Source organism: Limnohabitans sp., from assembly GCF_044361985.1.
Taxonomy (GTDB): Bacteria; Pseudomonadota; Gammaproteobacteria; order Burkholderiales; family Burkholderiaceae_C; genus Limnohabitans_A.
The window spans coordinates 1-23,235 of sequence record NZ_JBIKHV010000001.1 but is presented as its reverse complement, the minus strand read 5'-3'; the positions used below and the strand labels follow the sequence as shown (position 1 = coordinate 23,235).

The following is a 23,235-nucleotide window of genomic DNA, read 5'->3' as shown; positions in this document are numbered from 1 at the left end:
AAGATACTTTTTCTCGTCATCACGACCCTGAATGATCCAAGCATTGTTTTGAAGGAGTTGTCGTGATGAATGAGTTGTCAAACCCTGCGATTTCATTGGCGCCTGTCAACTTACCCCGGGGACCCCTTCATGCAGCGCGAGCCCACGCCAGTGTAGAGTTTTTGCCTCGTCATACTCGAGGGGCCATTGAGGTCACATGGGCAAAACACCAGGATGAAGTGCGCGAAGCCCAAAAACTGAGGTTTGACGTTTTCGGCACGGAAATGGGCGCTCGTCTTTCGACCAAGGTGCCTGGCCATGACATTGATCTGTTTGACGATTACTGTGAGCATTTGCTGGTGCGCCACAGTGATTCGGGTTTGGTGATTGGCACTTATCGCGTGCTGACACCCGAGCAGGCCCAGCGTGTGGGCAGCACTTACAGTGACACAGAGTTTGATTTGACGCGTCTGCGCAGTCTGCGCAAACGCATGGTGGAACTGGGTCGAAGCTGCGTGCATGCCGAGCACCGACAGGGCGGGGTCATCATGGCCTTATGGGGGGCCTTGTTCGAATTCATGGACCGCAACCGCTTGGACACCATGATCGGTTGTGCCAGTATTCCCATGCTGCACAACGGGGTGATCAACGGGAATGCAGCGGCCAGCGTTTGGAACCAACTGCGGCAGACCCACTTGGCCGGCATTCAGTTTCATGTGCGCCCGCGTCTGCCCTTGCCTGTTGATGCGCTGGATCATGACTTGACGATCGAGCCACCTGCGCTGATCAAGGGCTATTTGAGGCTGGGTGCCAAGGTTTTGGGGGCGCCGGCTTGGGACCCAGATTTCAACACGGCTGACTTGCCGATGATGATGCGTACCGCCGACTTGCCTGCCCGTTACCGCAAACATTTTTCAGCCGGTGCCCAATGATGGCTGGGCACAACTCAGCGCCAAGCAATGCGCTTTTCAAGACCTCTTACGCCGGCATGGATGAGACCTTGGTGACTGAGGTCAATCCATTCGAAGGACGAGATCTCGCTGACGATGAAGATGACTCTGCTGCGGATGGACATCGTCTGCGGGCTATTTTTATATCAGACTTGCACATTGGAACGCCTGGATTCCAGGCTGAGGCCTTGCTTGATTTTTTGAAACACCACCCCAGCGATATGTTGTACCTGGTGGGAGACATCGTGGATGGTTGGCAGCTGCGCAGACGCTGGTTTTGGCCACAAAGCCACAACGATGTGGTGCAGAAATTGCTGCGCAGGGCACGCAAAGGTTGCCGCGTCATTTATGTGCCGGGTAACCACGACGAATTTGCCCGGCATTTTGTGGGGCATGCCTTCGGTGGCGTGGAGGTGGTGCATGAAACGGCGCACACCACAGCCAAAGGGCTCAAATTGTGGGTGGTGCATGGTGACTATTTTGACGGTGTGATCCAGTGTGCCAAGTGGCTTGCCTATGTGGGCGACTGGCTCTACGAATTCACTTTGAAGGTAAACAGGCACCTGAACGGTTTCAGGGCTCGCATCGGACTGGATTACTGGTCCTTGTCAGCCTACCTCAAGCACAAGGTCAAAAAAGCCGTGAATTTCATCAGTGATTTTGAAGTGGCCGTGGCGCATGAGGCAAAACGGCGTGGTTTCGATGGTGTGGTTTGTGGACACATTCACCATGCCGAAATCCGCGATGTCAACGGCATTCTTTATTGCAACGATGGCGACTGGGTGGAAAGTCGAACAGCCCTTGTGGAGCATGCTGATGGGCGCCTGGAGATTATCCGATGGGGTGCCAAATCTTTGCCATCCAACCGAGCCGCTGACCTGGTGGCGGTGGCTGCATGAAGCTGGCGCTCATCACCGATGCCTGGCATCCCCAGGTGAATGGGGTGGTCACCACTTTGCATGAGTTGGTGCAGGCTCTTGGGCCTTTGGGGGTCGATGTGTCTGTGATGCATCCTGGGCTTTTCAAAAATCGGAGCTGCCCAGGTTATGCAGGGATCGACTTGGCGGTAAGACCCTACAAACCCCTGGCGGCAATGCTCGATGCATTGCAAGCAGATGCTGTGCACATTGCGACAGAGGGTCCTTTGGGGTGGGCCGCACGCAAACATTGCTTGAAAATGGGTTGGCCATTCACCACGGCGTTTCACACCAAGTTTCCTGAAATTCTCAAGGCCGCATTGCGTGTGCCTTTGTTTCTGGGCTATGGCTTGTTTCGTCACTTTCATGCCCCCTCTTCGGGTGTGATGGTGCCGACGCAAGGTGTGCTCGATATGCTGAAAAGTCGCGGGTTCAAGTCGCTCAAACCCTGGACACACGGCGTTGACTTGTCATTGTTTGCACACCACGTAAAACCGCTCGAAATACCTGAGTTGCAAGATCTGCCAAGGCCCTTTTCTTTGTTTGTGGGGCGTGTCTCTTACGAAAAGAACATTGACGCTTTTTTGGACTTGAAACTTTCAGGCACAAAAATTGTGTGTGGCGTCGGCCCCCTGGAGGCGCAACTCAAGGCGCGTTATCCAGATGTGGTGTGGATGGGTGTATTGCCACGCCAACATCTTGCCAAGGTCTATGCCGCTGCGGATGTGTTTGTGTTTCCCTCCCGCAACGAAACATTCGGCTTGGTCATGCTGGAGGCGATGGCTTGCGGCACACCTGTGGCGGCCTACCCGGTAGACGGTCCTTTGCAAGTGCTTGGCGATGGCAATGGGCTTGCGGTGGGGGGTGTGTTGTCGGAGGATTTGCACACTGCAGTGATGCAGTCCCAGTTGGTTGACCGGAACGAGGCACGTCACCGCGCTGAAACTTTTGGTTGGCCCAAGACGGTGGAGATTTTTGTGTCGAATCTTGTGCCGGTTCACAAAGCGGCATAGGATGAATCCTCTCTTCACAATCTTGTCATCAAAGTGACACGGTAGCTTCTTAGAATGATTTTTCAATTCATTCACAACGTGCCATGGCTCATACAAAAGTCGAGACTTCACTTCCAAGCGATCGGTACGCCTTGCTGGACAGGGATCTGAGCATCCTGGCCTTTAACGAACGGGTGCTCGATTGGGCCCACCGCCCTGAAGTGCCTGTGCTGGAGCGTTTGCGCTATCTGTGCATCGTGTCCTCCAACATCGACGAGTTCTTTGAGGTGCGCGCCGAGCCGCATGTGATGGGCAGTTTGCAAGGCTTGAAAGCAGGGTCATTCACACAAGAAAGCTTGGCGGCCATTGCCGAAAAAACCAGCGCCATGGTGGCGCGCCAATACGCGCTGTACAACGACGATTTGCTGCCAACTTTGCAGCGCAAGGGTTTTCGCATCCTGTCGCACGGCGATCGCAATGCTGCGCAGCGTCAATGGGTGAGAAGCTATTTCCAGCGTGAAGTGCAGCCGTTGCTGCTGCCTGTCAGCTTGGACCCGGCGCATCCTTTTCCGCAGGTGGCCAACAAGTCCCTCAACTTTATTGTTCAGTTGTCGGGCAAAGACGCTTTCGGGCGGTCGAACGAGATTGCCATTGTGAAGGTCCCCCGTGTCTTGCCCCGGCTGATTCCCCTGCCTGCCAGGGTCTGTGACGGCACCACCGCATTTGTCATGCTGTCCAGTGTGATCCGGGCGCACTTGGCCGAATTGTTTCCCGGTCGTGAAGTGGGCCAGTTCTCTCAATTTCGGGTCACGCGCCATTCTGAACTGGCTGTGGATGAAGACGAAATTGCCAATTTGCGCATGGCCTTGCGACAAGGCCTGCAACATCGGCATTACGGTCAAGCCGTGCGCCTGGAAGTGTCTGCTAGCTGCTCACCCCGATTGACGGAGTTTTTGCGCAAGGAGTTTCAACTGCCTGAGCATGCGGTATTTCGGGTCAATGGGCCAGTCAACTTGGTTCGCCTGATGCAGCTCATCGATTTGATCGATGCACCTGATTTGCTGTTTCCACCTTATGAGGCCAGTTTTCCTGCACAGGTTCCGCAACACGGGTCGGTGTTTGCGCGGCTCAAAGAGGGGGACGTGATGATTCACCAGCCTTTTGAGAGTTTCGATGGCGTACTCGCGTTTTTACGTGAAGCGGTCATGGACCCGAATGTGCTGGCCATCAAGCAGACGATATACCGCGCGGGCAGCGATCCGACCATGATGGATTTGCTGCGTGAGGCAGTGCGCCGTGGCAAAGAAGTCACGGCGGTGGTGGAACTGAAAGCACGCTTTGACGAAGAGGCCAACATCAACTGGGCCGAACAGCTTGAGGCAATTGGTGTGCAGGTGGTTTATGGCATCGTCGGCCTCAAGACCCACGCCAAGATGCTGCTGATCACTCGCCGCGAAGGGCGTTCTCTGCGACGTTATGGCCATTTGTCGACAGGCAATTACAACCGCCGAACCGCATCGCTGTACACCGACATCAGTTACCTCACAGCGGATGCAGACATAACCTCTGACATGGACCAGTTGTTCAGCCATCTGGCCAGCCAGAGTCGGTTGCCCAAAATGAAGCGCTTGTTGGTGGCGCCTTTTCAGTTGCATGACGATATGCAAAGGCGCATTGCAGCGGTGGGAGATGCTGCGGCGCGTGGTGCTGTTGGCCGCATAGTCATCAAGATGAACGCCTTGACCGATTTGCCCTTGATCGAGGCCTTGCTGGAGGCTGGGCAAAAAGGGGCCAAAATCGATTTGATCGTTCGGGGCGCTTGCATGTTGCCTGCCCGTGTCGCGGGATTGAGCGAGAACATTCGGGTCCGCTCGGTCATCGGCCGTTTTCTGGAACATTCCCGGGTGTTTTATTTTTGCGCCGACCAGGATGAATCGCTCTATTTGTCGAGTGCCGACTGGATGAGCCGAAATATGACGCGCAGGATCGAGTTGGCCTGGCCTGTGCTTGATCCGGTTTTGCGCCAGCGCATCATCGATGAATGTCTGACAGCCTATTTGCACGATGGCCGCGACGCATGGGACTTGGCCGCGGACGGCCAATACCACCGGGTGGGCTTGACGGCCCCTGGTCACGGTGCTCAAAGTGCCCTGATGCAACGCTACGGCGCTGCCACAAGCCAGGATTGACTGCGATGGATTTGATGTTGTGGCGCCATGCCGAAGCCCATGATGAAGATCTTGCTGAAGACGACCTGCAAAGGGCCTTGACGCCCCGTGGGCGCCGTCAGGCTGAACGCATGGCAGTTTGGCTAGAGAGCCAATTGCCCCAAGGCACCCGCATCCTGAGCAGCCCTGCCGTGAGAGCTGAGCAAACGGTCCGTGCCCTGGGCCGGAAATACAAAGTGCGCGATGCCTTGTCACCTGGTGCCTCGGTCCAGGATGTATTGGAAACTTCGGGCTGGCCCAACGCCAAGTACCCCGTTTTGCTGGTAGGGCATCAGCCAGCGCTGGGGGGTGTCATTGCCCAATTACTGGGGATGCCTACAGACTCATGCGCCATTCGCAAAGGCGCTGTTTGGTGGTTGCGCAACCGCACTCGGGAAGGCTCAAACCACACCGTTTTGCTGGCTGTCACCTCGCCAGAGCGTTTGTGAACAGGCTCAGTCCTTGGCAGGTCGTCCGGTCTTGATGGTCGGGATGCTGGCCAAAGCTTTCTTGAAGGAGGCGTCTGTCATGCTGGCGAGTGCCTGCAAGCCTGCGCGGATGAGCTCGCTTTTCTTGATTTCGACACTCAGGCCCAAAGCGCGTTTTTTCATCTCACCGATTTGCAAAAGTTCACTTTTTGGAAGGGTGAAACTGTCACGAACCACTTTGATTTTTTTATCCTTCAAGGGTTTGGCGGGTGCAGCGGCTGGTTTTTTGACGACGGGCGGTTGAGGCGCGGTGCGTGCTTTTTTGGCAGGGGCTTTGACCGCCGTTGACTTGGCTGTTTTAGAAACGGGTGCTTTGACTGGCGATGTGACCGTCAGTGGCTTTTTGCGTTCTGGCGTCTTGGCCACTTTGCCGGGTGTTGGGGCTGCTGTTGACTTTTTCAGGGCACCTGAACGGGGCCTTTTTTTAGTGAGGGTGTTGGTTGGGGTATCCACAGGGGAGGATACTTTTGAAGCACTTTGTGTCAAGTTCATGGTGGTTAAAACTCAAAAAATAACGGTGCATACAGTTTATACGGTTGTGTTGCGCATGACAAGACCTTGGCGTGATGCCATCGTTGCCCGCCCAACACACTGAAATACAAGCTGCACTGTGTATTTGAGGGTTCAGATCACTGAAACATGCAAGGTCCAGTCTGTTTTTTGCCAGGCGGCTTTTTCTTCCCGTAACAAGTGCGCAGATTGTGGCCAAAGTTCAGCCCACGCGCTGTTGATTTTCAGGTGTGCAGTGCGTCGCAATGGATCACATCCGATGTTAAGGCCCGACAGGTCGGGGTCGCGTCGGGCATGACACAATATGACCGCGAGCCGCAGCGCCATCAACTGTTGCACAAAGCTGGCATCTTCCATTTCGGATTCGAGTTTGCGCAATTTTCCCCGGTGGCCAAGCACCAATTGGCTCAGGCGGTGCAACTCGTTCAGGGTGAAGCCAGGCAGGTCGGTGTTGTCCAGAATATAAGCACCATGCTTGTGGTAATCGCTGTGTGAGATGCGCATGCCGGTTTCGTGCAGCTGACAAGCCCAATGCAGTTTTTGTAAATACCGCTGGCGTTCTTCTGTGGGGGCATCCCGCGTGATGGGAATCAATGCTTCCAGCAGGTTTTGGGCTGTTCGTGAAACCCGCTCGGCCTGTAGCTTGTCGGTGCCAAAACGTTGTGCCAGCCAATCCACCATGGACGACCGAACGTCCTGAATACCTTCGCGGTCGATCAAGTCATACAGTGCGCCATGCCTGAGTGCGCCTTGGGCGGGGTGCATGACATCGATTTGCAGCAAGTCAAAGACTGCCTGTAACACCGCCAAGCCCCCGCCAATGACGGGTTTGCGGTCTTCTTTGACCCCTTCAAGTCGCAGGTTGTCAAATTTCTGGGCTTTGATTAAACGGTCTTTCAGCCAGGCCAGCCCTTCACGCGAGATGTGATCTGCAGGCCAACCTGAGGCGATCAATATGTCTGATACGGCCCCCACGGTGCCAGAGGAGCCATAGCACTTGTCCCAATGGCTGTGATTGAACAAGCCTTGGGCTTCGTCCAGGACCGCCTTGGCCCCGATTTCAGCCGCATTGAAGGCCTGCGCCGTCCACAAACCGTCAGGAAAATACTTCATCGACCAGCCTACGCTGCCCACCCGGTAAGACGCCAAGGTGCTGGCCCGTTCTCGCTGGCCCAAAATCATTTCGGTGGAACGCCCCCCAATATCGATCACCAGACGGCGCTCATCGGACTGAGGCAAAAGGTGCGAAACCCCCAGATAGATCAGTCGGGCTTCTTCCCTGCCCGCGATGACCTCAATCGGAAAGCCCAGGATGCGTTTGGCGGTGCTCAGGAAAACATCGCGGTTACGCGCTTCGCGCAAAGTTTGTGTTGCCACGGCACGCACCTGGCTGGGCTTGAAGCCGGCGATGCGCTCACCAAAGCGTGCCAGGCAATCCCAGCCTCTTTCCATCGCTTCTTGGGTCAGGTTGCGTTCGGCGTCTAGGCCGTTGCCTTGACGTACGGTCTCCTTGATGTATTCAACCCGCCGCAATTGACCCGAATCCATTTGGCCAATTTCGAGGCGAAAACTGTTGGAGCCCAGGTCAATGGCGGCGTAAAGGGACTTGGTTTGCATGCGGAAAACGTCTTGGGCGAGAAAGATTCAGATTATGTGACGGCGGTGTGAAGTTTTGATGACGCCGATGCATATTGTCATGCTGGTGGCTCTCAAGAAAATTCATACCGGACGCGGGACAGTTTCTGACCCTATGCAGCCGACACACCACTTTCAGCAATGGGCAGTGTCGCGGATCACAGCAGGCATTTCATTGCAAGTAACGCCCTGGCAGCAGTGCGCGGTCAAAAAGTCCATCAGACTTTGCATGGCACCGAGGTCAGCGCGGTAGCGCAAAAACCGGCCTTCACGCTGCACGCTGACCAAGGCCGCATGGTGCAATTCTTTGAGGTGAAACGAGAGCGTGTTGGCTGGCACATCCAGCGCCAGAGAAAGTTGGCCGGGCTGAATGCCCTCAGGGCCAGCACCCACGATGGCCCTGAACACTTTGAGGCGTGAACTTTGTGCCAAAGCAGCCAGGGCCTTCACGGCAACGTCTTCGTCCATGATGCTGAATAGAGAAGTGGGGTTCATAGTGTGGTCTCTTGCTTTGGGGTGTGTGTCAGCAAACCCATGGGTAATCGCAAGGTCATCAGCCAGCACACCAACAACATCAGCGCCGAGCCCAGCAAGGCATACACCAGCCCACCCCACTGGTACAAAAGGCCTGACAGCAAGGTGCCCATGAAACGCCCCAGCGCGTTGGCCGCGTAATAAAAACCCACGTCTTCGGCCGCTTTTTCAGAGCCCGCGTAGGCCAGCACCAAGTAACTGTGCACCGACGAGTTGATGGCAAAGGCAAAGCCGAACAGGCTCAGCCCCCCCACCACCCACCATTGCAGTTGTGGCGCTTGCAGCCAGATGGCGGCGGCAATGCCCAGTGGAATGAGCGTGAGTATCGCCGACCACCATTGGGCCGCAGGTACTTCATGGCTCAGGCCATCGGCACTGCGCCGCACCAGTTGCGGGGCCAGGGCCTGCACCAAGCCGTAGCCAATCGTCCAAGCCGCCAAAAAGCCACCCACCATGGTGAAGGTCCAGCCCACTGAGTACAAAAACACCGGTACGCCCACCACAAACCACACATCACGCGCGCCAAACAAAGCCACGCGAGCGGCGGCCAGTGCGTTGATGCCTGGGTTTTTGGCAAACAGCTCTTTGGTCGAGCCTGAAGGTTTGCTCTTGCCCATCATGGGAGGCAAGCTGGTGACCACACCCACCAACACCAAAGCCAAGAGGCCCGACATCACCCAGAGTGAGCCCTGAAAACCCAGCGTCTCCAACAGCAAACCGCCCAAGAAAAAGCCAAAGCCCTTCATGGCGTTTTTGCTGCCGGTGAACCAGGCCACCCACTTGAAGAGTTGCCCCTTGCCTTGGTCTTTGGCTTGCGCCTGTGTGATCTTGATGGCCGATTTACTGGCGGTTTTGGTCAGGTCTTTGGCCACCCCGCACACGCCTTGCGCCAACACCACCCAAGCCACCGACATGGCGGCTGTCCACTCTGGTTGCAGGGCCGATAGCAAACCAAAGCCGATGATTTGCGTGACCAGGCCCACGGTGAGCATGCGGGCAATGCCAAAGCGTGTGGCCAGCCAGCCGCCGATCAGGTTGGCCAGCACGCCTGCGCCTTCGTAGAGCAAGAACAAAAAGGCCAGCGTAAAGGGCGAATAGCCGAGCTTGTAAAAGTGCAGCAGCACCAACATGCGCAAAGCGCCGTCGGTCAGGGTGAAGCCCCAATAGGCAGCAGTGACAATGCCGTAATGGCGTTCTGCGGCATTCATCTCAGATGCCCACCTCGTGCATGTGGCAAGCCAGATCTACCATGCGGCAGGCATAGCCCATTTCGTTGTCGTACCAGGCGTAAATCTTGAGCAGTGTGCCGTCGGTCACCAGGGTCGACAGCGCATCCACAATGGCGCTGCGGGTGTCGCGGGCGTAGTCCACGCTGACCAGAGGGCGCGTTTCGTAGCCCAAAATGCCGGCCAGCGGGCCTTGGGCTGCGGCAGCAAACAAGGCGTTGACTTCTTCAGCGCTGGTTTCGCGCTTCATCTCGAACACGCAGTCGGTCAGCGAGGCATTCAGCACCGGGGCACGCACCGCGTGGCCATTGAGCTTGCCTTTGAGGTCGGGGTAAATCAAAGCAATGGCCGTGGCGCTGCCGGTGGTGGTGGGGGCCAAGCTGACCATGGCGCTGCGGGCGCGGCGCAGGTCTTTGTGCGGCGCATCAACCACCAAGTTGGTGTTGGTCGGGTCGTGGATGGTGGTGATCTGGCCGTGTCGGATGCCAATGGCTTCGTGCACGACTTTGACCACCGGGGCCAGGCAGTTGGTGGTGCACGATGCGGCCGTGACGATGCGGTCTTTGGCAGGGTTGTATTGCGTGTGGTTGATGCCGACCACGATGTTCAGCACATCGCCCACCTTAATGGGCGCCGCCACGATCACGCGCTTGGCGCCCCGGTCCAGGTGGCCTTGAATCGTTTCAGGGGTCAAAAACTTGCCGGTGCACTCCAGTACCAGGTCTACGCCCAAGTCACCCCAAGGAATATCGGCTGGGTTGGCGTGTGAAGAAAAGCCCAAGCTGTGCTCCCCGATTTGGATTCGGCGGTCACCTTCGGCCTCAATGCGTTCGCGCCACCTGCCTTGCACGCTGTCAAACGCCAACAAATGCGCGGTGGCCGCTGCGCCACCTTTGAGTTCGTTCAGGTGCACCACCTCTAGGCGGTTGCCTGCGCGCGGGTCATCTTGCTGGCGCTCGGCAGCGCCCATGGCCGCACGCAAGGCCAAACGGCCAATGCGGCCCATGCCGTTGATACCGACTTTCATGGCTTGTCTTTCAATGGTTCTAGAAATGTGATGGTCTGGACTTTGCCACGAATTTGTGACGGTTGAATGACAAACCCGCGCTCAATGTTTCGTTGCTGGCATGTCTTTAAATTTTCAAAATTTCGCCATCAAAATGTCACGCGCAAGGCCTGAAATGGTACTTTTCCACCTGGAGTTTTTTCATGTCCCACCACGACCACGACCCTGTCTTCAACACCTCCGAAAACCCCCATTTCCAGGACGTCTTGGCCCAATCCTTGCAAAACCCGGCACGACGTGGTCTGTTGCGCGGTGGTTTGGGTTTGGCGGGCTTGGCCATGCTGCCCGGCTGCGCCACTTTGACTGCGGGCCAGGCTGCTTCGCCATCTGCTTTGGGTTTTGCCGCCGTTGAGAAAAGCCTGCTGGACAACGTGATGCTGCCACCCGGCTATCAGTACAGCGTGTTGCACGCCACGGGCGATGCGCTCGATTCGGCCTTGGCCGCTTACTCCAACAAAGGCCTGGAGTCTGACGACTGGTCGCGCAGGGTGGGTGATCACCACGATGGCATGGATATTTATTACATCGATGCCAATGGCCGGTACTCCGAAAAGGAAACAGCGCGTGCTGTGCTGTGCGTGAACCACGAAAGCTCGGCCGACTCGCATTTCTTGCACCCGAATGGCCAGACTTCCAACAAGGTCAGTGGCAAAAAATTCACCCAGTTTGGGGATTGGGATTTGGGCGCTCGCCCTGAGCTGGAAGTGCTCAAAGAGATCAACTTGCATGGAGTGAGTGTGGTCGAAATTGTCAAGAGCCCGCAAGGCTGGCGTATAAAGCAAGACTCGGCGCTGAATCGCCGCATCACGCCGCAAACGCCGGTACGCATCAGCGGTCCACGTGCGCACATTGAGCAAATTCGCGGCTTCATGACCACCCGTTGGGATACGGCTGGGGCCATGTCCCGTGGCACGCTGAACAACTGCGGCCATGGCAAAACGCCTTGGGGCACTTATTTGGGCTGCGAAGAAAACTGGGCTTACTACTTTCAAACTACAGCGGGTGGTTCGGCTTTTCCAGCCAAAGAAATGGCTTCGCTAAAGCGCTATGGCGTGGCCTCTGCGGCCCCGGCGTCAGGCGTGACCAAGGCCGCAGGGCAAGGCTGGCACACCGTTTCGGGCACAGACGACCGCTTTTCACGTTGGAACCTGGCGGCAGTGGGTGCCACTGCAGAAAAAGATTTCCGCAACGAAGCCAACACTTTTGGGTTCAACGTCGAGATTGACCCCTTGGCCCCCAACGCCACACCCGTCAAGCGCGTGGCCATGGGCCGCTTTGCCCACGAAGCGGCTGTTTGCAGTCTGCCTCAGGCTGGCCAGCCTTTGGCGTTCTACATGGGCTGCGATGCCCGCAACGAGTACATCTACAAGTTTGTCTCTGCTGCCGTGTGGGACCCACGCGATGTCGGTGGCGGCTTGGTGGCCGGTGACAAATACCTGAGTGAAGGCAAGCTTTACGCTGCCCGTTTTGACGCTTCGGGCCAGGGTGAGTGGTTGGAGTTGACGATGGCTGACCCGCGCATTGCCAATCACAGCGCCTACAAATTTGCCAACCAAGGGGATGTGTTGGTCAACGCTCGTCACGCCGCTGATGCAGTGGGGGCGACCAAGATGGACCGTCCAGAGTGGGGCGCTGTGAACTATCGCAATGGCGAGGTCTACTTTGCTTTGACCAACAACAGCGCAGCCAATCGCACACCCACCAAAACCGACCCAGCCAACCCGCGGGCTTACATGGACATGGACGGTAAAAAAGGCATGGGCAATCCCAATGGCCACATCATCCGCTTCAAAGAGTCAGGCCATCAAGCCTCAGCCAAATCCTTTGTCTGGGACATCTTTGTGTTTGGCGCAGAAGAAGACTCAGGGGATGCCAACTTGTCGGGCTTGACTGCCAAAAATGCCTTTTCTTCACCCGATGGCTTGTGGTTCAGCAAGGCCACTGGCATTTGCTGGATCCAGACGGACGATGGCGCTTTCACGGACGAAACCAACTGCATGATGCTGGCTGCCATTCCAGGACAAGTGGGTGACGGCGGCAAAGTCACCGTCAAAAACAAGATGGTGGTGGGCGGTGTCGAGCAAACCGGCATGCAAGAAACCTTCTTGGGCGCGGCTCTGGGTGAGGCCAAACTGCGCCGCTTTCTGGTGGCCCCCAAGGGCGCTGAGGTGACGGGCATCACCGAAACCCCCGATGGCCGCACCTTGTTTGTCAACATCCAGCACCCTGGCGAATTGTCCAAGCCCCAGTCTTCTGGGGGTGCCCCACAAAGTGTCTGGCCTGGCAACCAAGGCTACGGCGTGGCCGGTCGCCCGCGTTCAGCCACCATCGTGATCACCCGCAAAGACGGCGGTTTGATCGGTTTATAAATCCAAGCCAGTCTCAAGGCGGCATGGTTATCCAGGCCCGGCGTGATGACAGACGTCGTGGCCTGTTTTTCCTCTATTTTGGGCGGTTTTGTGGTGCGTTTTCGCTGATCACCAACTGCCGGTGGTGCAGATGGGAAATTCAAGGCCTAGTGGGCCTGTAATCGTCATGAATATTAATGGTACTCATGCAGACATGCCCCCTGTAATTTTTTTGTGAAACTGCTTTGGTCTGTGTGTGAAACTAAGACATTTAAGGTGGATCAGTTCGCAATTTAAAAATCTATTAATTTTCAAAAATGTGTCATGAATTTTTCGTTATTTTGACACGTTAGCCGGCTACTTTATGGGAGTTCATTAACCCATGAAAGTTAGATATGAAACGGCTATTTTCCGGTAGAGGATTGACAGCATCCATCGCCTTCGCGATGGTTTTGAGCGCGTGTGGCGGCTCCGATGCGGTCGTGCCTGAAGCGGCTTTCACCTTGCAGTTGTTGCACATCTCAGATGCCGATGGCTCGGACAGCACGGCACTGAACAGCGTGGCCAACTTGTCGGGCTTGATCAACAAGTTTCGCGCGCAGTACCCCCAGCAAACCCTGACGGTCAGCTCGGGTGACAACTACATTCCGGGCCCACGTTTCAATGCGTCTTACGACACCACCTTGAGAGTCAGTTTGGGCAAGGAAGAAGTGGGCCGTGCTGACGTGGCCTTTTTGAATGCTATGGGGATTCAAGCTTCGGCCATCGGCAACCATGAGCTGGACTTGGGGACCCGGCAGTTTGCAGGCATCATCAAGCCCGACGGCGCTTGGGGCGGTGCACGTTTTCCCTATTTGGCCTACAACGTGGACTTCGCAGCGGACACTGATCTGGCTGGCTTGAAGTTGGTCAACGGGGGCAAGGCAGCTGATCAAGCAGGCAAGCTGACAGGTTGGTCGGTGGTGGAGGTGGGTTCGCAAAAAATCGGTGTCATCGCTGCCAGTTCCCCAATCTTTGCCAACATCACATCCACTGGTGGCTTGCAATTCAAGCCTGCATTGAGCGGCGCTGAGGTGGACATCACCGGTCTTGCTGCCGAGATCCAGCGCGGTGTCGATGAGATCACGGCGGCCGGGATCAACAAAGTGGTTTTGTTGGCGCACATGCAAACCCTGTCGGTTGAGAAAGCCCTGGCGGCCAAGCTCAAAAATGTCGACATCATCGTTGCGGGTGGCTCGAACACTTTGCTCTCAGATGCCAACGATGTACTGCGCACAGCTGACAAATCGGCGGGTGAGTATCCCTATCAGACCCAGGATGCTGCTGGGCAACCCACTGTGGTGGTCAACGTGGACGCCGATTACAAATACCTGGGTCGCTTCATGGCCCCGTTTGACGACAAGGGCGTACTGATCCCCCAACGATTTGACAGCAAGCTTTCGGGTGCTTGGGTGACCAGTGAAACTGATGACACTGCAGGCGGTGTGACCGTATCTGGTTTGGTGGTCCAGGTTCGAGATGCCATCAAGGCAGTTGTGACAAGCTTGGATGGCCAAGTTTTTGGCAGCACCAGCGTTTTCTTGGATGGTCGACGCGCTCAGGTGCGCAACGAGGAAACCAACCTGGGCAACCTCACGGCAGATGCCAACCTCTGGTACAGCAAATTGCAAGATCCGACCGTTCAAATCTCATTGAAAAATGGCGGCGGTATCCGCTCCGAAATCGGTGAAGTTCTGGCTTTGTCAGGTTCTTCAGCTTTTGAGTTGACTGCGCCCAAAGCCAATGCGCAATCGGGTCGCCGTGCGGGTGAAGTCTCGCAGCTGGCCATTGAAACTGCATTGAAGTTCAACAATGAGCTTTCAACTTTCGATGTCACGGCCGAACAGCTCAAATCTTTGTTGGAGCATGGTGTGGCCGTGTTGGGCAGTCAGGGGCGATTCCCACAGGTTGGTGGCATGAGTTTTAGCTATGACCCAACCCGAACCGCGCAAGTCTTGACCAGTTTTGCAGTAACCACGCCAGGCGAGCGGATTCGTTCGCTGAAGGTGGGTGCGGAGGTGGTGGTGCAAAACGGCGTGGTGGTCGGCGATCCGCAGCGGAGATTCCGCATGGTGACGCTGAAGTTCCTTGCAGCTCGAGGCGACGGCTATCCCTTCCCCGTGACTGCCGATTTGCTGAACTTGAACTTGGTGAATTTGAAAGACATCCTCACCGCTGCCACTGGGGGGGGTGTGGCCAGCTCCAGCACTGCGTTTTTGGGCAGTGAGCAAGACGCCTTCATGAAGTACATGAAGAGCCAGTTTGGCAATACGGCCTTTGGTGTGAGGGACACGCCAGCGGCGCAAGACTTGCGCATCCAAAACCTTAGCCAGCGTACGGACACTGTTTTGAACTGAACCCACAGGAGATGACCATGAATTTGAATTTCAAAAAAACCCTTGTCTACGGTGCTTGCGGTTTGACGCTGCTGGCTGTGCTGGCCGCATGCGGTGGCTCTGATGAAGTGGACTTGACGCCAAGCGGTTTGGCCATAGCAAAACTGGGTGCGTTTTCACACCAAGGCGGTGAGGGGTCAGCAGAGATCACTGCATATGACGCAGGGACAAAAAAACTGTTCGTGGTCAACGGTGCGTTGGCCAGTTTGGATGTGTTGGATTTGACCAACCCGGCGCAACCTTCGTTGGTGCAAACCATTTTACTGACCAGCTTGTGGGCGGGTGCTGGTGCGGCCAACAGCGTGGCCGTGCACGAGGGCATGGTGGCTTTGGCTGTGCAGGCCCTGGACAAAACACAGCCAGGCCGACTGATTGTTGTGCGTGCTTCAGATTACGCTGTGTTGGGCACTGCCGTTGTGGGCGCGTTGCCAGACATGGTGACCTTTACACCGGATGGCAAAACCCTGTTGTTGGCCAATGAGGGGGAGCCCAATTCTTACGGATTGTCGGATTCGGTCGATCCCGAGGGCTCCATCAGTGTGGTGGATGTCAGTGCCCTGACGTTGAGCAGTGCCAACCTTGTGTTGACAGCCAAAACAGCAGACTTCAAAGCGTTCAATGATCAAAAGGACGCCTTGATCGCCTCTGGCGTACGGATTTTCGGTCCGGGTGCCACGGTGGCCCAAGACATGGAGCCCGAATACATCACGGTTTCTGCTGATGGAAAGACCGCCTATGTCACTTTGCAGGAAAACAATGCCATGGCCATAGTGGACATTGCCACCGCTAAGGTGACTGCTATCCAACCCTTTGGTTTCAAGGACCACAGTCTGGCTGGGAATGGAATGGACGCCAGCGACCGTGACAGCGCGGTCAACATCAAGACTTGGCCGGTTTTTGGGATGTACCTGCCCGATGCGATTGCCAGCTACAGCGTGGCAGGTCAAACCTATTTAATCACCGCGAACGAGGGCGATGCGCGTGCTGATTGGCCCGGTTTCACTGAGGAAAAAAGCGTCAAAGACCTGGCCTTGAGCCCAGCTTTGGAGGCCTTGAAGTCCGATTCGCAGTTGGGCCGTTTGAACGTTACAGCTTCTTTGGGTGCGGTCAATGGTGTTTACGAAAAACTTTATGCCTTTGGGTCGCGGTCTTTCTCCATCTGGAACGCGAAGGGTCAGCAAGTCTTTGATTCGGGCGACCAATTGGAGCAGTTGACCAAAGATTTGCCGCAGGTCAAATTCAATGCCAGCCACTCCGGTAACGCCCAAGACAACCGCAGTGACAATAAAGGACCAGAACCCGAAGGTGTGATCGTGGCCAAGTTTGGTCAAAAGCATTACGCTTTTATCGGTTTGGAGCGTGTGGGCGGCGTGGTGGTGTACGACGTGAGCACACCAGCGCGGCCGGTTTACCAAACTTACATCAACACGCGCATTGGCGCGACGGGTGATTTGGGTCCAGAGGGGTTGCACTTGATCGCAGCTGACAAATCACCCAACGGTAAACCCCTTTTGGTGGTGGGCAACGAAATCAGCGGCACCACGGCTATATACCAAATCAACCTGGCGTATTGACATCGCTTGAACCCCGGTTGGAACAGGGCGGTTTAGAGCAGTGTCGCCCTGTTTTGATTTTTTTCGCAGGAAATGAAAAATGACCGTCATGAAAATTGTCTTTTTGACACGGCATTGTCACAATGGCTGATTAAAGTCACATCAGTCCCCACAAAAAGCTCTTCGGGCGACTTCGTATTTACACCCCTAAACAGGAGTTCACATGTTGAAATTGAAATCTTTAGTAGCCGCCATTGGCCTGAGCGCTGTTGCGGTTGCCAGCTTTGCCGCTGACATCACCGGCGCAGGCGCGACTTTTCCGTTCCCTATTTATGCCAAGTGGGCTGAGGGCTACAAAGCCGCCACCGGCACCGGCATGAACTACCAGTCCATCGGTTCTTCCGGCGGCATCAAGCAAATCCGCGCCAAGACCGTGACTTTTGGTGCGACCGATGCCCCCGTCAAAGGTGAAGACCTTGACAAAGACGCCATGGTCCAGTTCCCCGCCATCATTGGCGGCACTGTGCCCGTGATCAACCTGGATGGCTTCAAGCCAGGCGAATTGCGCGTGACAGGTACCGTCATGGCCGAGATGTTCATGGGCAAAATCAGCAAGTGGAACGACCCCAAGTTTGCCGCTTTGAACCCAGGCAAGAACTTGCCCAACGAGATCATCACTGTGGTGCACCGCGCCGACGGTTCGGGCACCACCTTCAACTGGACCGACTACCTGAGCGCTGTCAGCAAAGAGTGGGCTGACACAGTGGGCAAGGGTGCTGCGGTCAAGTGGCCAGCGTCTACATCGGTGGGTGGCAAGGGCAACGAAGGCGTGGCAGCCAACGTGAACCGCATCAAAGGTTCTTTGGGTTACGTGGAATACGCCTACGTGAAAAAGAACAAGATGAACTTCATGCAAATCCAGAACGCCGATGGCAAGTACGTCAGTCCTGATGACGCCACCTTTGCAGCGGCCGCAGCCAGTGCCGACTGGTTCAGCGTGCCGGGCATGGGCGTGTCCATGGTCAATGCCAAAGGCGCCAACAGCTGGCCCGTCAGCACGGCTTCTTTCATCTTGATGTACAAAAACCCGGCCGACAAAGCGGCTTCTGCCGAAGCCCTCAAGTTCTTTGATTGGTCCTTCAAAAACGGCAAGAAAATGGCAGCCGATCTGGACTACGTGCCCTTGCCTGACAGCTTGACCGATCAGATCCGTTCCAAAGTCTGGTCACAAATCCAGAAGTAATTCAGGCTTCGGTCTGCCATCCGTCGGTTGTAATCCAGCGACCGACGGATTTCTTGTTTAATTGGATGCTCTTTGTTTGATCGGTCAAGACATGCAATCCCCCCCCTCCAGTGCGGACAGCACCAGCCACATGCTGAGCGTGGTCAAGCGGCAGCGTTTGCAAGACCTGTTGTTTCACCGACTGACACAGCTGTTTTCACTATTGGTTTTGGTGGCTTTGGCCGGGATCATCGTGTCCTTGTTCATCAATGCCTGGCCTACCTTTGCCAAGTTTGGTGCTCGCTTCATTTGGTATGTGGAGTGGGACATCATCAACGAAGAATTTGGTGCCGCGATTGCGATCGTGGGTACGTTGGCCAGCGCGGGCATTGCCATGTTGGTGGCGGTTCCTCTGGCCTTTGGCATTGCCGTGTTCCTGACAGAAACCTGCCCAGTTTGGTTGCGCCGCCCCTTGGGCACTGCCATCGAGTTGCTGGCAGCGGTGCCATCCATCATCTATGGCATGTTTGGCTTGTTCGTGTTTGCGCCCCTTTTTGCCGATTACATCCAGGTACCGTTGCGCGATGTGCTGGGCGGTATGCCGTTGATCGGTTTTTTGTTTGGCGGTGCGCCCAATGGCATGGGCATTTTGGCGGCCGGTATCGTGTTGGCCTTTATGGTCTTGCCATTTGTGGCCGCTGTGATGCGTGACGTGTTCGAAATTACCCCCCCCATCTTGCGTGAATCGGCTTATGGCCTGGGTTGCACGACCTGGGAAGTGGTGCGCAAGATTGTGTTGCCTTACACCCAAAAAGGCGTCATCGGCGGCATCATGCTGGGCTTGGGCCGGGCCTTGGGTGAGACCATGGCGGTGACCTTTGTGATTGGCAATGCCAACCGCATGCCCACTTCGCTTTTCTCACCCGGTACATCGATTGCCTCCACACTTGCCAATGAGTTTGGCGAGGCCGATGACTTCCATATTTCCTCACTTTTCGCGCTCGGCTTTTTGTTGTTCGTGATCACTTTCGTGGTCTTGGCCTTCGCCAAAATCATGATCAACCGGGCTGAAAAAGCCAAGGGGTTCTGACATGGCGATGAACATGAATGAAGCGTTGTACCGCCGTCGCCGTTTGGCCAATGCTTGGGGCATGGTTACTTCCATGCTGGCCATGGGTTTGGGCTTGGCGGTGTTGTTGTGGATTTTGGTGGTGTTGTTTTCCAACGGTTTTGCCGCGCTGGATTGGAACTTGCTGACTCAGGACACACCTGCACCTGGAACAGAAGGTGGCGGGTTGCGCAACGCCATTGTGGGCAGTTTGATGATGGTGGGGCTCACTGTGTTGGTGGCCACGCCTGTGGGTATTTTGGCGGGTATCTACCTGACTGAGTACGGCGATCAAAGCAAAACGGCCGAACTCACACGTTTTGTGACCGACATCATGCTGTCGGCACCGTCGATCGTGATCGGCTTGTTTGTGTATGCGATTGCTGTGGCCACCTTGGGCACTTTTTCTGGCTACGCGGGCAGCCTGGCACTGGCCTTGATTGCCGTGCCTGTGATCATGCGAACGACTGAAAACATGCTCCGATTGGTGCCTGGCAGTTTGCGTGAAGCGGCCTTTGCTCTGGGCGCGCCGCGTTGGAAGGTGTCGCTGTCGGTCACGCTGCGTGCGGCTAAAAGCGGTGTGATCACCGGTTTGTTACTGGCTGTTGCCCGCATCAGCGGAGAGACCGCGCCATTGCTTTTCACGGCGCTGAATAACCAATTCTTCAATGCCGACATGGCCAAGCCCATGGCCAATTTGCCTGTGGTGATTTTTCAATTCGCCATGAGCCCGTATGAAAACTGGATTCGTCTGGCTTGGGCGGGCGCCTTGTTGGTCACGCTGGCTGTTTTGGTGCTCAATATTTTGGCCCGTGTATTTTTCAGGGACAAGCAGTCGGTTTGATGCCGTCTGACCCCAAGCCTCCCGATTTTTCAATTTGCATTCACAGGAATCCACATGCCTGACAAGACACCAACCCGAAACGCACTGGAAGTGCGCAACCTTGACTTTTATTACGGCAAGTTCAAAGGCCTGAAAAATGTCAACCTCGATATCGCTGAGCACCGCGTGACGGCTTTTATTGGCCCTTCTGGTTGCGGCAAGTCGACCTTGCTGCGCACGCTTAACCGCATGTACAGCCTGTACCCGGGTCAACGCGCCGAAGGTGAGATCAAGTTTTATGGTCAAAACATTCTGGACAAAGGCCAGGACCTGAACTTGCTGCGTGCTCAAATTGGCATGGTGTTCCAAAAGCCCACACCTTTCCCGATGTCGATCTACGACAACATCGCTTTTGGGGTGCGCTTGTACGAAAACCTCAGCCGTGCCGACATGGACGATCGCGTAGAGTCAGCCTTGACCAAGGCGGCCATCTGGAACGAAGTCAAGGACAAACTTGGCCAAAGCGGCCTGTCACTTTCGGGTGGTCAACAGCAGCGTTTGTGCATTGCACGCACCGTAGCCGTCAAGCCCAAGGTCATCTTGCTAGACGAGCCGACCTCGGCACTTGACCCGATCTCGACCGCCAAGGTGGAAGAGTTGGTGAGCGAGTTGAAAAAAGAATACACCGTGGCCATCGTGACGCACAACATGCAGCAGGCTGCGCGGGTGTCGGACTTCACCGCCTACATGTACCTCGGCGAGTTGGTCGAATTTGGCCAGACCGAGCAGATTTTCATGAAGCCTGCACGTCAGGAAACCGAAGATTACATCACCGGCCGTTTTGGCTGATCAGGAGAAGCACCATGGAAAAACACATTTCAAGTCAATTCGACGCCGATCTAACCAACGTGTCATCCCGCGTTTTGGAGCTGGGTGGTTTGGTGGAATCTCAAACACGCCATGCGGTCTACGCTTTGGCCCAATTCAGTTTAGAAGTGGCTGACCAGGTCATTGCCACTGAAAAGCAAGTCAACACCTTGGAAGTTGAGATTGACGCCGAGTTGGCCACCATTATTGCCCGTCGACAGCCGACTGCGCGTGACTTGCGCTTGCTGATGGCGATCTCCAAGATCACCGGCAATCTCGAGCGCGCTGGTGATGAAGCCGAGCGGATTGCCCGAATGGTTAAAAAAATTCTGGAGCATGGCAGCCCTCGAAACCTGCCTTCTTCGGAATTGCGGATCGCTTCAGACCTGGCCTCTGGCCTGCTGCGCAAGGCATTGGACGCATTTGCGCGGCTTGATGTGAACACGGCCTTGGTGATCTTGAAAGAAGACGATCTGATCGACGCTGAATTCAATGGTTTCGTCCGCAAGTTGATTACTTACATGATGGAAGACCCCCGTACCATCTCGGCCAGCCTGGATTTGCTGTTTGTGGCCAAGGCGATTGAGCGCATCGGTGACCATGCCAAGAACATCGCCGAATTTGTGATTTATGTCGTCAAAGGTTCTGATGTCCGCCACACGGCGCTGACAGAAATTGAAAAAGCGGTGCGATGAAAAGTTTGCCGAGAATTTTGATCGTTGAGGACGAGGCGCCGATTGCCGAGCTGATTTCGGTCAATTTGCGGCACAACGGATTTCAACCAGTCTGGGCCATGGACTCTGAGTCTGCTCAACGCGAGTTGGATGAAATATTGCCCGATGTGATTTTGCTCGACTGGATGCTTCCCGGCGAAAGTGGTTTGACACTGGCGCGGCGTTGGCGAAATTCGGCACGAACCAAGGCCATACCTATCTTGATGCTCACTGCACGTGGGGATGAGGCGGATCGGGTCGCAGGCTTGGATGCCGGAGCCGACGATTACATTGTCAAACCATTCTCGCCACGCGAACTGCTGGCCCGAATACGCGCTGTGCTGCGCCGCCGGGTCCCTGAGTCTGTGGGTGGGTCCGTTAAAATTGGTGAACTGCAGTTGGACGCTGATACCTACCGTGTCAGTTGGCAAGACAAGCCGATTAAAGTCGGCCCTACTGAATTCAAGCTGTTGCAATATTTAATGCGACATCCGGAGCGTGTTCACACACGCGGCATGTTGCTTGACAAAATCTGGGGTGACCACGTTTACATTGAAGAGCGTACCGTGGATGTGCACGTCAAACGCCTGCGCGAGTCTCTGGGTGGTGCTGGCACTATGATCGAAACCGTTCGAGGTGCAGGTTACCGCATGACCGGAACGCCCTCCAATTAAGGGTTTTTTTGAATGTTGGTTCCGATACTTGAACTTGTTTTTGCCGGGGTGGTCGTGGCTTTGCCGGTTTGGTGGTGGACTGGCTTGACCCAGGCGGTATTCGCTGCCCTGCTTGCAGTGCTTATCTACGCCATTGTCCTGATTTGGAAAACACAACGCATTGAGCTGTGGTTGTCGCAAGCTGACTTGCACAGTCCTGTGCCTTGGAAGGGTGTTTGGGCAGAAATTGCTCAACGAGTTCAGCGCTTGCTGCGCCAGCGTGAAACTCAAACTGCCATGGCCGAGCAGCGCTTGCAGTATTTTTTGCAAGCCATCCAAGCCTCTCCCAACGGCGTGACTTTGTTGGACGCACAAGGCCGCATTGAATGGTGTAACTCCACGGCATCCAGCCACTTGGGCATGGATGTCAGCCGAGATTTGAAACAACACATTGTTCATTTGGTTCGCGACCCTGTTTTTGCCAAATACATTGCAGCAAATGATCACACGGCAGAAGTGGTGATTGACGGTCGTGCCAGTTCATTGGCACAAACCCCCAAGTTGTCGGTGCAACTCCATATGTATGGAGAAGGACAACAGTTGTTGCTCACACGAGACATCACATCGGTCACTTTGGCCGATGCAATGCGCCGAGATTTTGTGGCCAACGTGTCTCACGAAATTCGAACACCGCTGACCGTGCTTGCCGGCTTTGTTGAAACATTGCAATCGATTCCCTTGCCACCTGAAGAGCAGCAACGTTATCTGCATTTGATGGCGGTTCAGGCAGACCGCATGCAAAGTTTGGTGGCTGATTTATTGACCTTGTCCCAGCTGGAAGGCAGTCTGCCGCCTGGTTTGCACGAAAAGGTGAACCTGCCGGACTTGATGAGCAGTGTGGCTGCAGATGCGCAGGCGCTGTCTTCGGTGTTGTCGGGGCTGGAAGGTGAACAGGGCGGATTGCTGCATGATTTGGTATTTGAACCCGTGCCGAATTGGACTTTGTTGG

Annotated in this window: 21 protein-coding genes; 16 read left to right on the top strand and 5 right to left on the bottom strand. The window is 55.5% G+C overall.

What is annotated here, in order from left to right:
• Positions 1-65: 65 nt before the first annotated feature.
• From ACIQ3A_RS00105 to ACIQ3A_RS00085, 5 genes are all read left to right on the top strand, one after another.
• Positions 66-911 (top strand): GNAT family N-acetyltransferase, encoded by an 846-nt coding sequence (locus ACIQ3A_RS00105; RefSeq protein ID WP_396429709.1) that lies wholly within the window; start codon positions 66-68, stop codon positions 909-911.
• A gap of 56 nt (positions 912-967) precedes the next feature.
• Positions 968-1,828, top strand: coding sequence for a UDP-2,3-diacylglucosamine diphosphatase (locus ACIQ3A_RS00100; RefSeq protein ID WP_396429708.1), 861 nt, complete (start codon positions 968-970; stop codon positions 1,826-1,828).
• Positions 1,825-2,859: a glycosyltransferase family 4 protein gene (locus ACIQ3A_RS00095; protein WP_396429707.1), complete on the top strand. Its 1,035-nt coding sequence runs from the start codon at positions 1,825-1,827 to the stop codon at positions 2,857-2,859. Before ACIQ3A_RS00100 ends, ACIQ3A_RS00095 begins: the two co-directional genes overlap by 4 nt.
• A gap of 83 nt (positions 2,860-2,942) precedes the next feature.
• A complete protein-coding gene (gene ppk1 / locus ACIQ3A_RS00090) occupies positions 2,943-5,027 on the top strand; it encodes a polyphosphate kinase 1 (protein ID WP_396429706.1) in 2,085 nt (694 codons plus the stop codon).
• A gap of 5 nt (positions 5,028-5,032) precedes the next feature.
• Positions 5,033-5,494 carry a SixA phosphatase family protein gene (locus ACIQ3A_RS00085; protein ID WP_396429705.1) on the top strand — a complete coding sequence of 154 codons (462 nt, stop codon included), beginning with the start codon at positions 5,033-5,035 and terminating at the stop codon, positions 5,492-5,494.
• Between the two features lie 6 nt (positions 5,495-5,500).
• Here the strand turns inward: ACIQ3A_RS00085 and ACIQ3A_RS00080 are convergent, their stop codons facing one another.
• Positions 5,501-5,656, bottom strand: a complete 156-nt coding sequence (locus tag ACIQ3A_RS00080) for a hypothetical protein (RefSeq protein ID WP_396429704.1) — start codon at positions 5,654-5,656, stop codon at positions 5,501-5,503.
• A 151-nt stretch (positions 5,657-5,807) separates the two neighbouring features.
• Here ACIQ3A_RS00080 and ACIQ3A_RS00075 point away from each other — a divergent pair, with 151 nt between their 5' ends.
• Positions 5,808-6,128: a hypothetical protein gene (locus tag ACIQ3A_RS00075; protein ID WP_396429703.1), complete on the top strand. Its 321-nt coding sequence runs from the start codon at positions 5,808-5,810 to the stop codon at positions 6,126-6,128.
• A 29-nt stretch (positions 6,129-6,157) separates the two neighbouring features.
• Here ACIQ3A_RS00075 and ACIQ3A_RS00070 read toward each other — a convergent pair whose 3' ends face one another.
• The 4 genes from ACIQ3A_RS00070 to ACIQ3A_RS00055 all read right to left on the bottom strand — a co-directional run bounded on the left by ACIQ3A_RS00070 (position 6,158) and on the right by ACIQ3A_RS00055 (position 10,465).
• Entirely contained in the window at positions 6,158-7,660 is a 1,503-nt protein-coding gene (locus ACIQ3A_RS00070) for an exopolyphosphatase (RefSeq protein WP_396429702.1), read from the bottom strand.
• Positions 7,661-7,813: 153 nt separating this feature from the next.
• Positions 7,814-8,146: an ArsR/SmtB family transcription factor gene (locus tag ACIQ3A_RS00065; protein WP_396429822.1), complete on the bottom strand. Its 333-nt coding sequence runs from the start codon at positions 8,144-8,146 to the stop codon at positions 7,814-7,816.
• 23 nt (positions 8,147-8,169) lie between these two features.
• On the bottom strand, positions 8,170-9,420 hold the full coding sequence (arsJ, locus tag ACIQ3A_RS00060; RefSeq protein WP_396429701.1) for an organoarsenical effux MFS transporter ArsJ: 1,251 nt from the start codon (positions 9,418-9,420) through the stop codon (positions 8,170-8,172).
• Between the two features lies 1 nt (position 9,421).
• Positions 9,422-10,465: an ArsJ-associated glyceraldehyde-3-phosphate dehydrogenase gene (locus ACIQ3A_RS00055; protein ID WP_396429700.1), complete on the bottom strand. Its 1,044-nt coding sequence runs from the start codon at positions 10,463-10,465 to the stop codon at positions 9,422-9,424.
• A gap of 182 nt (positions 10,466-10,647) precedes the next feature.
• Here ACIQ3A_RS00055 and ACIQ3A_RS00050 point away from each other — a divergent pair, with 182 nt between their 5' ends.
• The 10 genes from ACIQ3A_RS00050 to ACIQ3A_RS00005 all read left to right on the top strand — a co-directional run.
• Positions 10,648-12,873 carry a PhoX family protein gene (locus ACIQ3A_RS00050; protein WP_396429699.1) on the top strand — a complete coding sequence of 742 codons (2,226 nt, stop codon included), beginning with the start codon at positions 10,648-10,650 and terminating at the stop codon, positions 12,871-12,873.
• Positions 12,874-13,247: 374 nt separating this feature from the next.
• Positions 13,248-15,248, top strand: coding sequence for a bifunctional metallophosphatase/5'-nucleotidase (locus ACIQ3A_RS00045; protein WP_396429698.1), 2,001 nt, complete (start codon positions 13,248-13,250; stop codon positions 15,246-15,248).
• 17 nt (positions 15,249-15,265) lie between these two features.
• Entirely contained in the window at positions 15,266-16,861 is a 1,596-nt protein-coding gene (locus ACIQ3A_RS00040; protein ID WP_396429697.1) for a choice-of-anchor I family protein, read from the top strand.
• 202 nt (positions 16,862-17,063) lie between these two features.
• Positions 17,064-18,083 carry a phosphate ABC transporter substrate-binding protein PstS gene (pstS, locus tag ACIQ3A_RS00035; protein ID WP_396429696.1) on the top strand — a complete coding sequence of 340 codons (1,020 nt, stop codon included), beginning with the start codon at positions 17,064-17,066 and terminating at the stop codon, positions 18,081-18,083.
• A gap of 91 nt (positions 18,084-18,174) precedes the next feature.
• On the top strand, positions 18,175-19,152 hold the full coding sequence (gene pstC, locus ACIQ3A_RS00030) for a phosphate ABC transporter permease subunit PstC (protein WP_396429695.1): 978 nt from the start codon (positions 18,175-18,177) through the stop codon (positions 19,150-19,152).
• Between the two features lie 7 nt (positions 19,153-19,159).
• Positions 19,160-20,014 carry a phosphate ABC transporter permease PstA gene (gene pstA / locus ACIQ3A_RS00025; protein WP_396429821.1) on the top strand — a complete coding sequence of 285 codons (855 nt, stop codon included), beginning with the start codon at positions 19,160-19,162 and terminating at the stop codon, positions 20,012-20,014.
• Between the two features lie 54 nt (positions 20,015-20,068).
• On the top strand, positions 20,069-20,842 hold the full coding sequence (gene pstB / locus ACIQ3A_RS00020; RefSeq protein ID WP_396429694.1) for a phosphate ABC transporter ATP-binding protein PstB: 774 nt from the start codon (positions 20,069-20,071) through the stop codon (positions 20,840-20,842).
• A 14-nt stretch (positions 20,843-20,856) separates the two neighbouring features.
• Positions 20,857-21,555: a phosphate signaling complex protein PhoU gene (phoU, locus tag ACIQ3A_RS00015; RefSeq protein WP_396429693.1), complete on the top strand. Its 699-nt coding sequence runs from the start codon at positions 20,857-20,859 to the stop codon at positions 21,553-21,555.
• Entirely contained in the window at positions 21,552-22,247 is a 696-nt protein-coding gene (phoB, locus tag ACIQ3A_RS00010) for a phosphate regulon transcriptional regulator PhoB (protein WP_396429692.1), read from the top strand. Before phoU ends, phoB begins: the two co-directional genes overlap by 4 nt.
• Before the next feature lie 12 nt (positions 22,248-22,259).
• Positions 22,260-23,235: phosphate regulon sensor protein PhoR (locus tag ACIQ3A_RS00005; protein ID WP_396429691.1), on the top strand; the 976-nt coding region annotated here is incomplete at its 3' end.

What these genes read in the sequence shown, in the direction of transcription:
- ACIQ3A_RS00040 (WP_396429697.1), top strand. Translation starts at nt 15,266, where the DNA reads ATGAATTTGAATTTCAAAAAAACCCTTGTCTACGGTGCTTGCGGTTTG.
- phoU (WP_396429693.1), top strand. Translation starts at nt 20,857, where the DNA reads ATGGAAAAACACATTTCAAGTCAATTCGACGCCGATCTAACCAACGTG.
- ACIQ3A_RS00080 (WP_396429704.1), bottom strand. Translation starts at nt 5,656, where the DNA reads ATGAAAAAACGCGCTTTGGGCCTGAGTGTCGAAATCAAGAAAAGCGAG.
- arsJ (WP_396429701.1), bottom strand. Translation starts at nt 9,420, where the DNA reads ATGAATGCCGCAGAACGCCATTACGGCATTGTCACTGCTGCCTATTGG.
- ACIQ3A_RS00085 (WP_396429705.1), top strand. Translation starts at nt 5,033, where the DNA reads ATGGATTTGATGTTGTGGCGCCATGCCGAAGCCCATGATGAAGATCTT.
- phoB (WP_396429692.1), top strand. Translation starts at nt 21,552, where the DNA reads ATGAAAAGTTTGCCGAGAATTTTGATCGTTGAGGACGAGGCGCCGATT.
- ACIQ3A_RS00095 (WP_396429707.1), top strand. Translation starts at nt 1,825, where the DNA reads ATGAAGCTGGCGCTCATCACCGATGCCTGGCATCCCCAGGTGAATGGG.
- pstS (WP_396429696.1), top strand. Translation starts at nt 17,064, where the DNA reads ATGTTGAAATTGAAATCTTTAGTAGCCGCCATTGGCCTGAGCGCTGTT.
- ACIQ3A_RS00070 (WP_396429702.1), bottom strand. Translation starts at nt 7,660, where the DNA reads ATGCAAACCAAGTCCCTTTACGCCGCCATTGACCTGGGCTCCAACAGT.
- pstB (WP_396429694.1), top strand. Translation starts at nt 20,069, where the DNA reads ATGCCTGACAAGACACCAACCCGAAACGCACTGGAAGTGCGCAACCTT.
- ACIQ3A_RS00065 (WP_396429822.1), bottom strand. Translation starts at nt 8,146, where the DNA reads ATGGACGAAGACGTTGCCGTGAAGGCCCTGGCTGCTTTGGCACAAAGT.
- ACIQ3A_RS00105 (WP_396429709.1), top strand. Translation starts at nt 66, where the DNA reads ATGAATGAGTTGTCAAACCCTGCGATTTCATTGGCGCCTGTCAACTTA.
- ACIQ3A_RS00100 (WP_396429708.1), top strand. Translation starts at nt 968, where the DNA reads ATGGATGAGACCTTGGTGACTGAGGTCAATCCATTCGAAGGACGAGAT.
- ACIQ3A_RS00055 (WP_396429700.1), bottom strand. Translation starts at nt 10,465, where the DNA reads ATGAAAGTCGGTATCAACGGCATGGGCCGCATTGGCCGTTTGGCCTTG.
- ACIQ3A_RS00045 (WP_396429698.1), top strand. Translation starts at nt 13,248, where the DNA reads ATGAAACGGCTATTTTCCGGTAGAGGATTGACAGCATCCATCGCCTTC.
- pstC (WP_396429695.1), top strand. Translation starts at nt 18,175, where the DNA reads ATGCAATCCCCCCCCTCCAGTGCGGACAGCACCAGCCACATGCTGAGC.
- ppk1 (WP_396429706.1), top strand. Translation starts at nt 2,943, where the DNA reads ATGGCTCATACAAAAGTCGAGACTTCACTTCCAAGCGATCGGTACGCC.
- pstA (WP_396429821.1), top strand. Translation starts at nt 19,160, where the DNA reads ATGAACATGAATGAAGCGTTGTACCGCCGTCGCCGTTTGGCCAATGCT.
- ACIQ3A_RS00050 (WP_396429699.1), top strand. Translation starts at nt 10,648, where the DNA reads ATGTCCCACCACGACCACGACCCTGTCTTCAACACCTCCGAAAACCCC.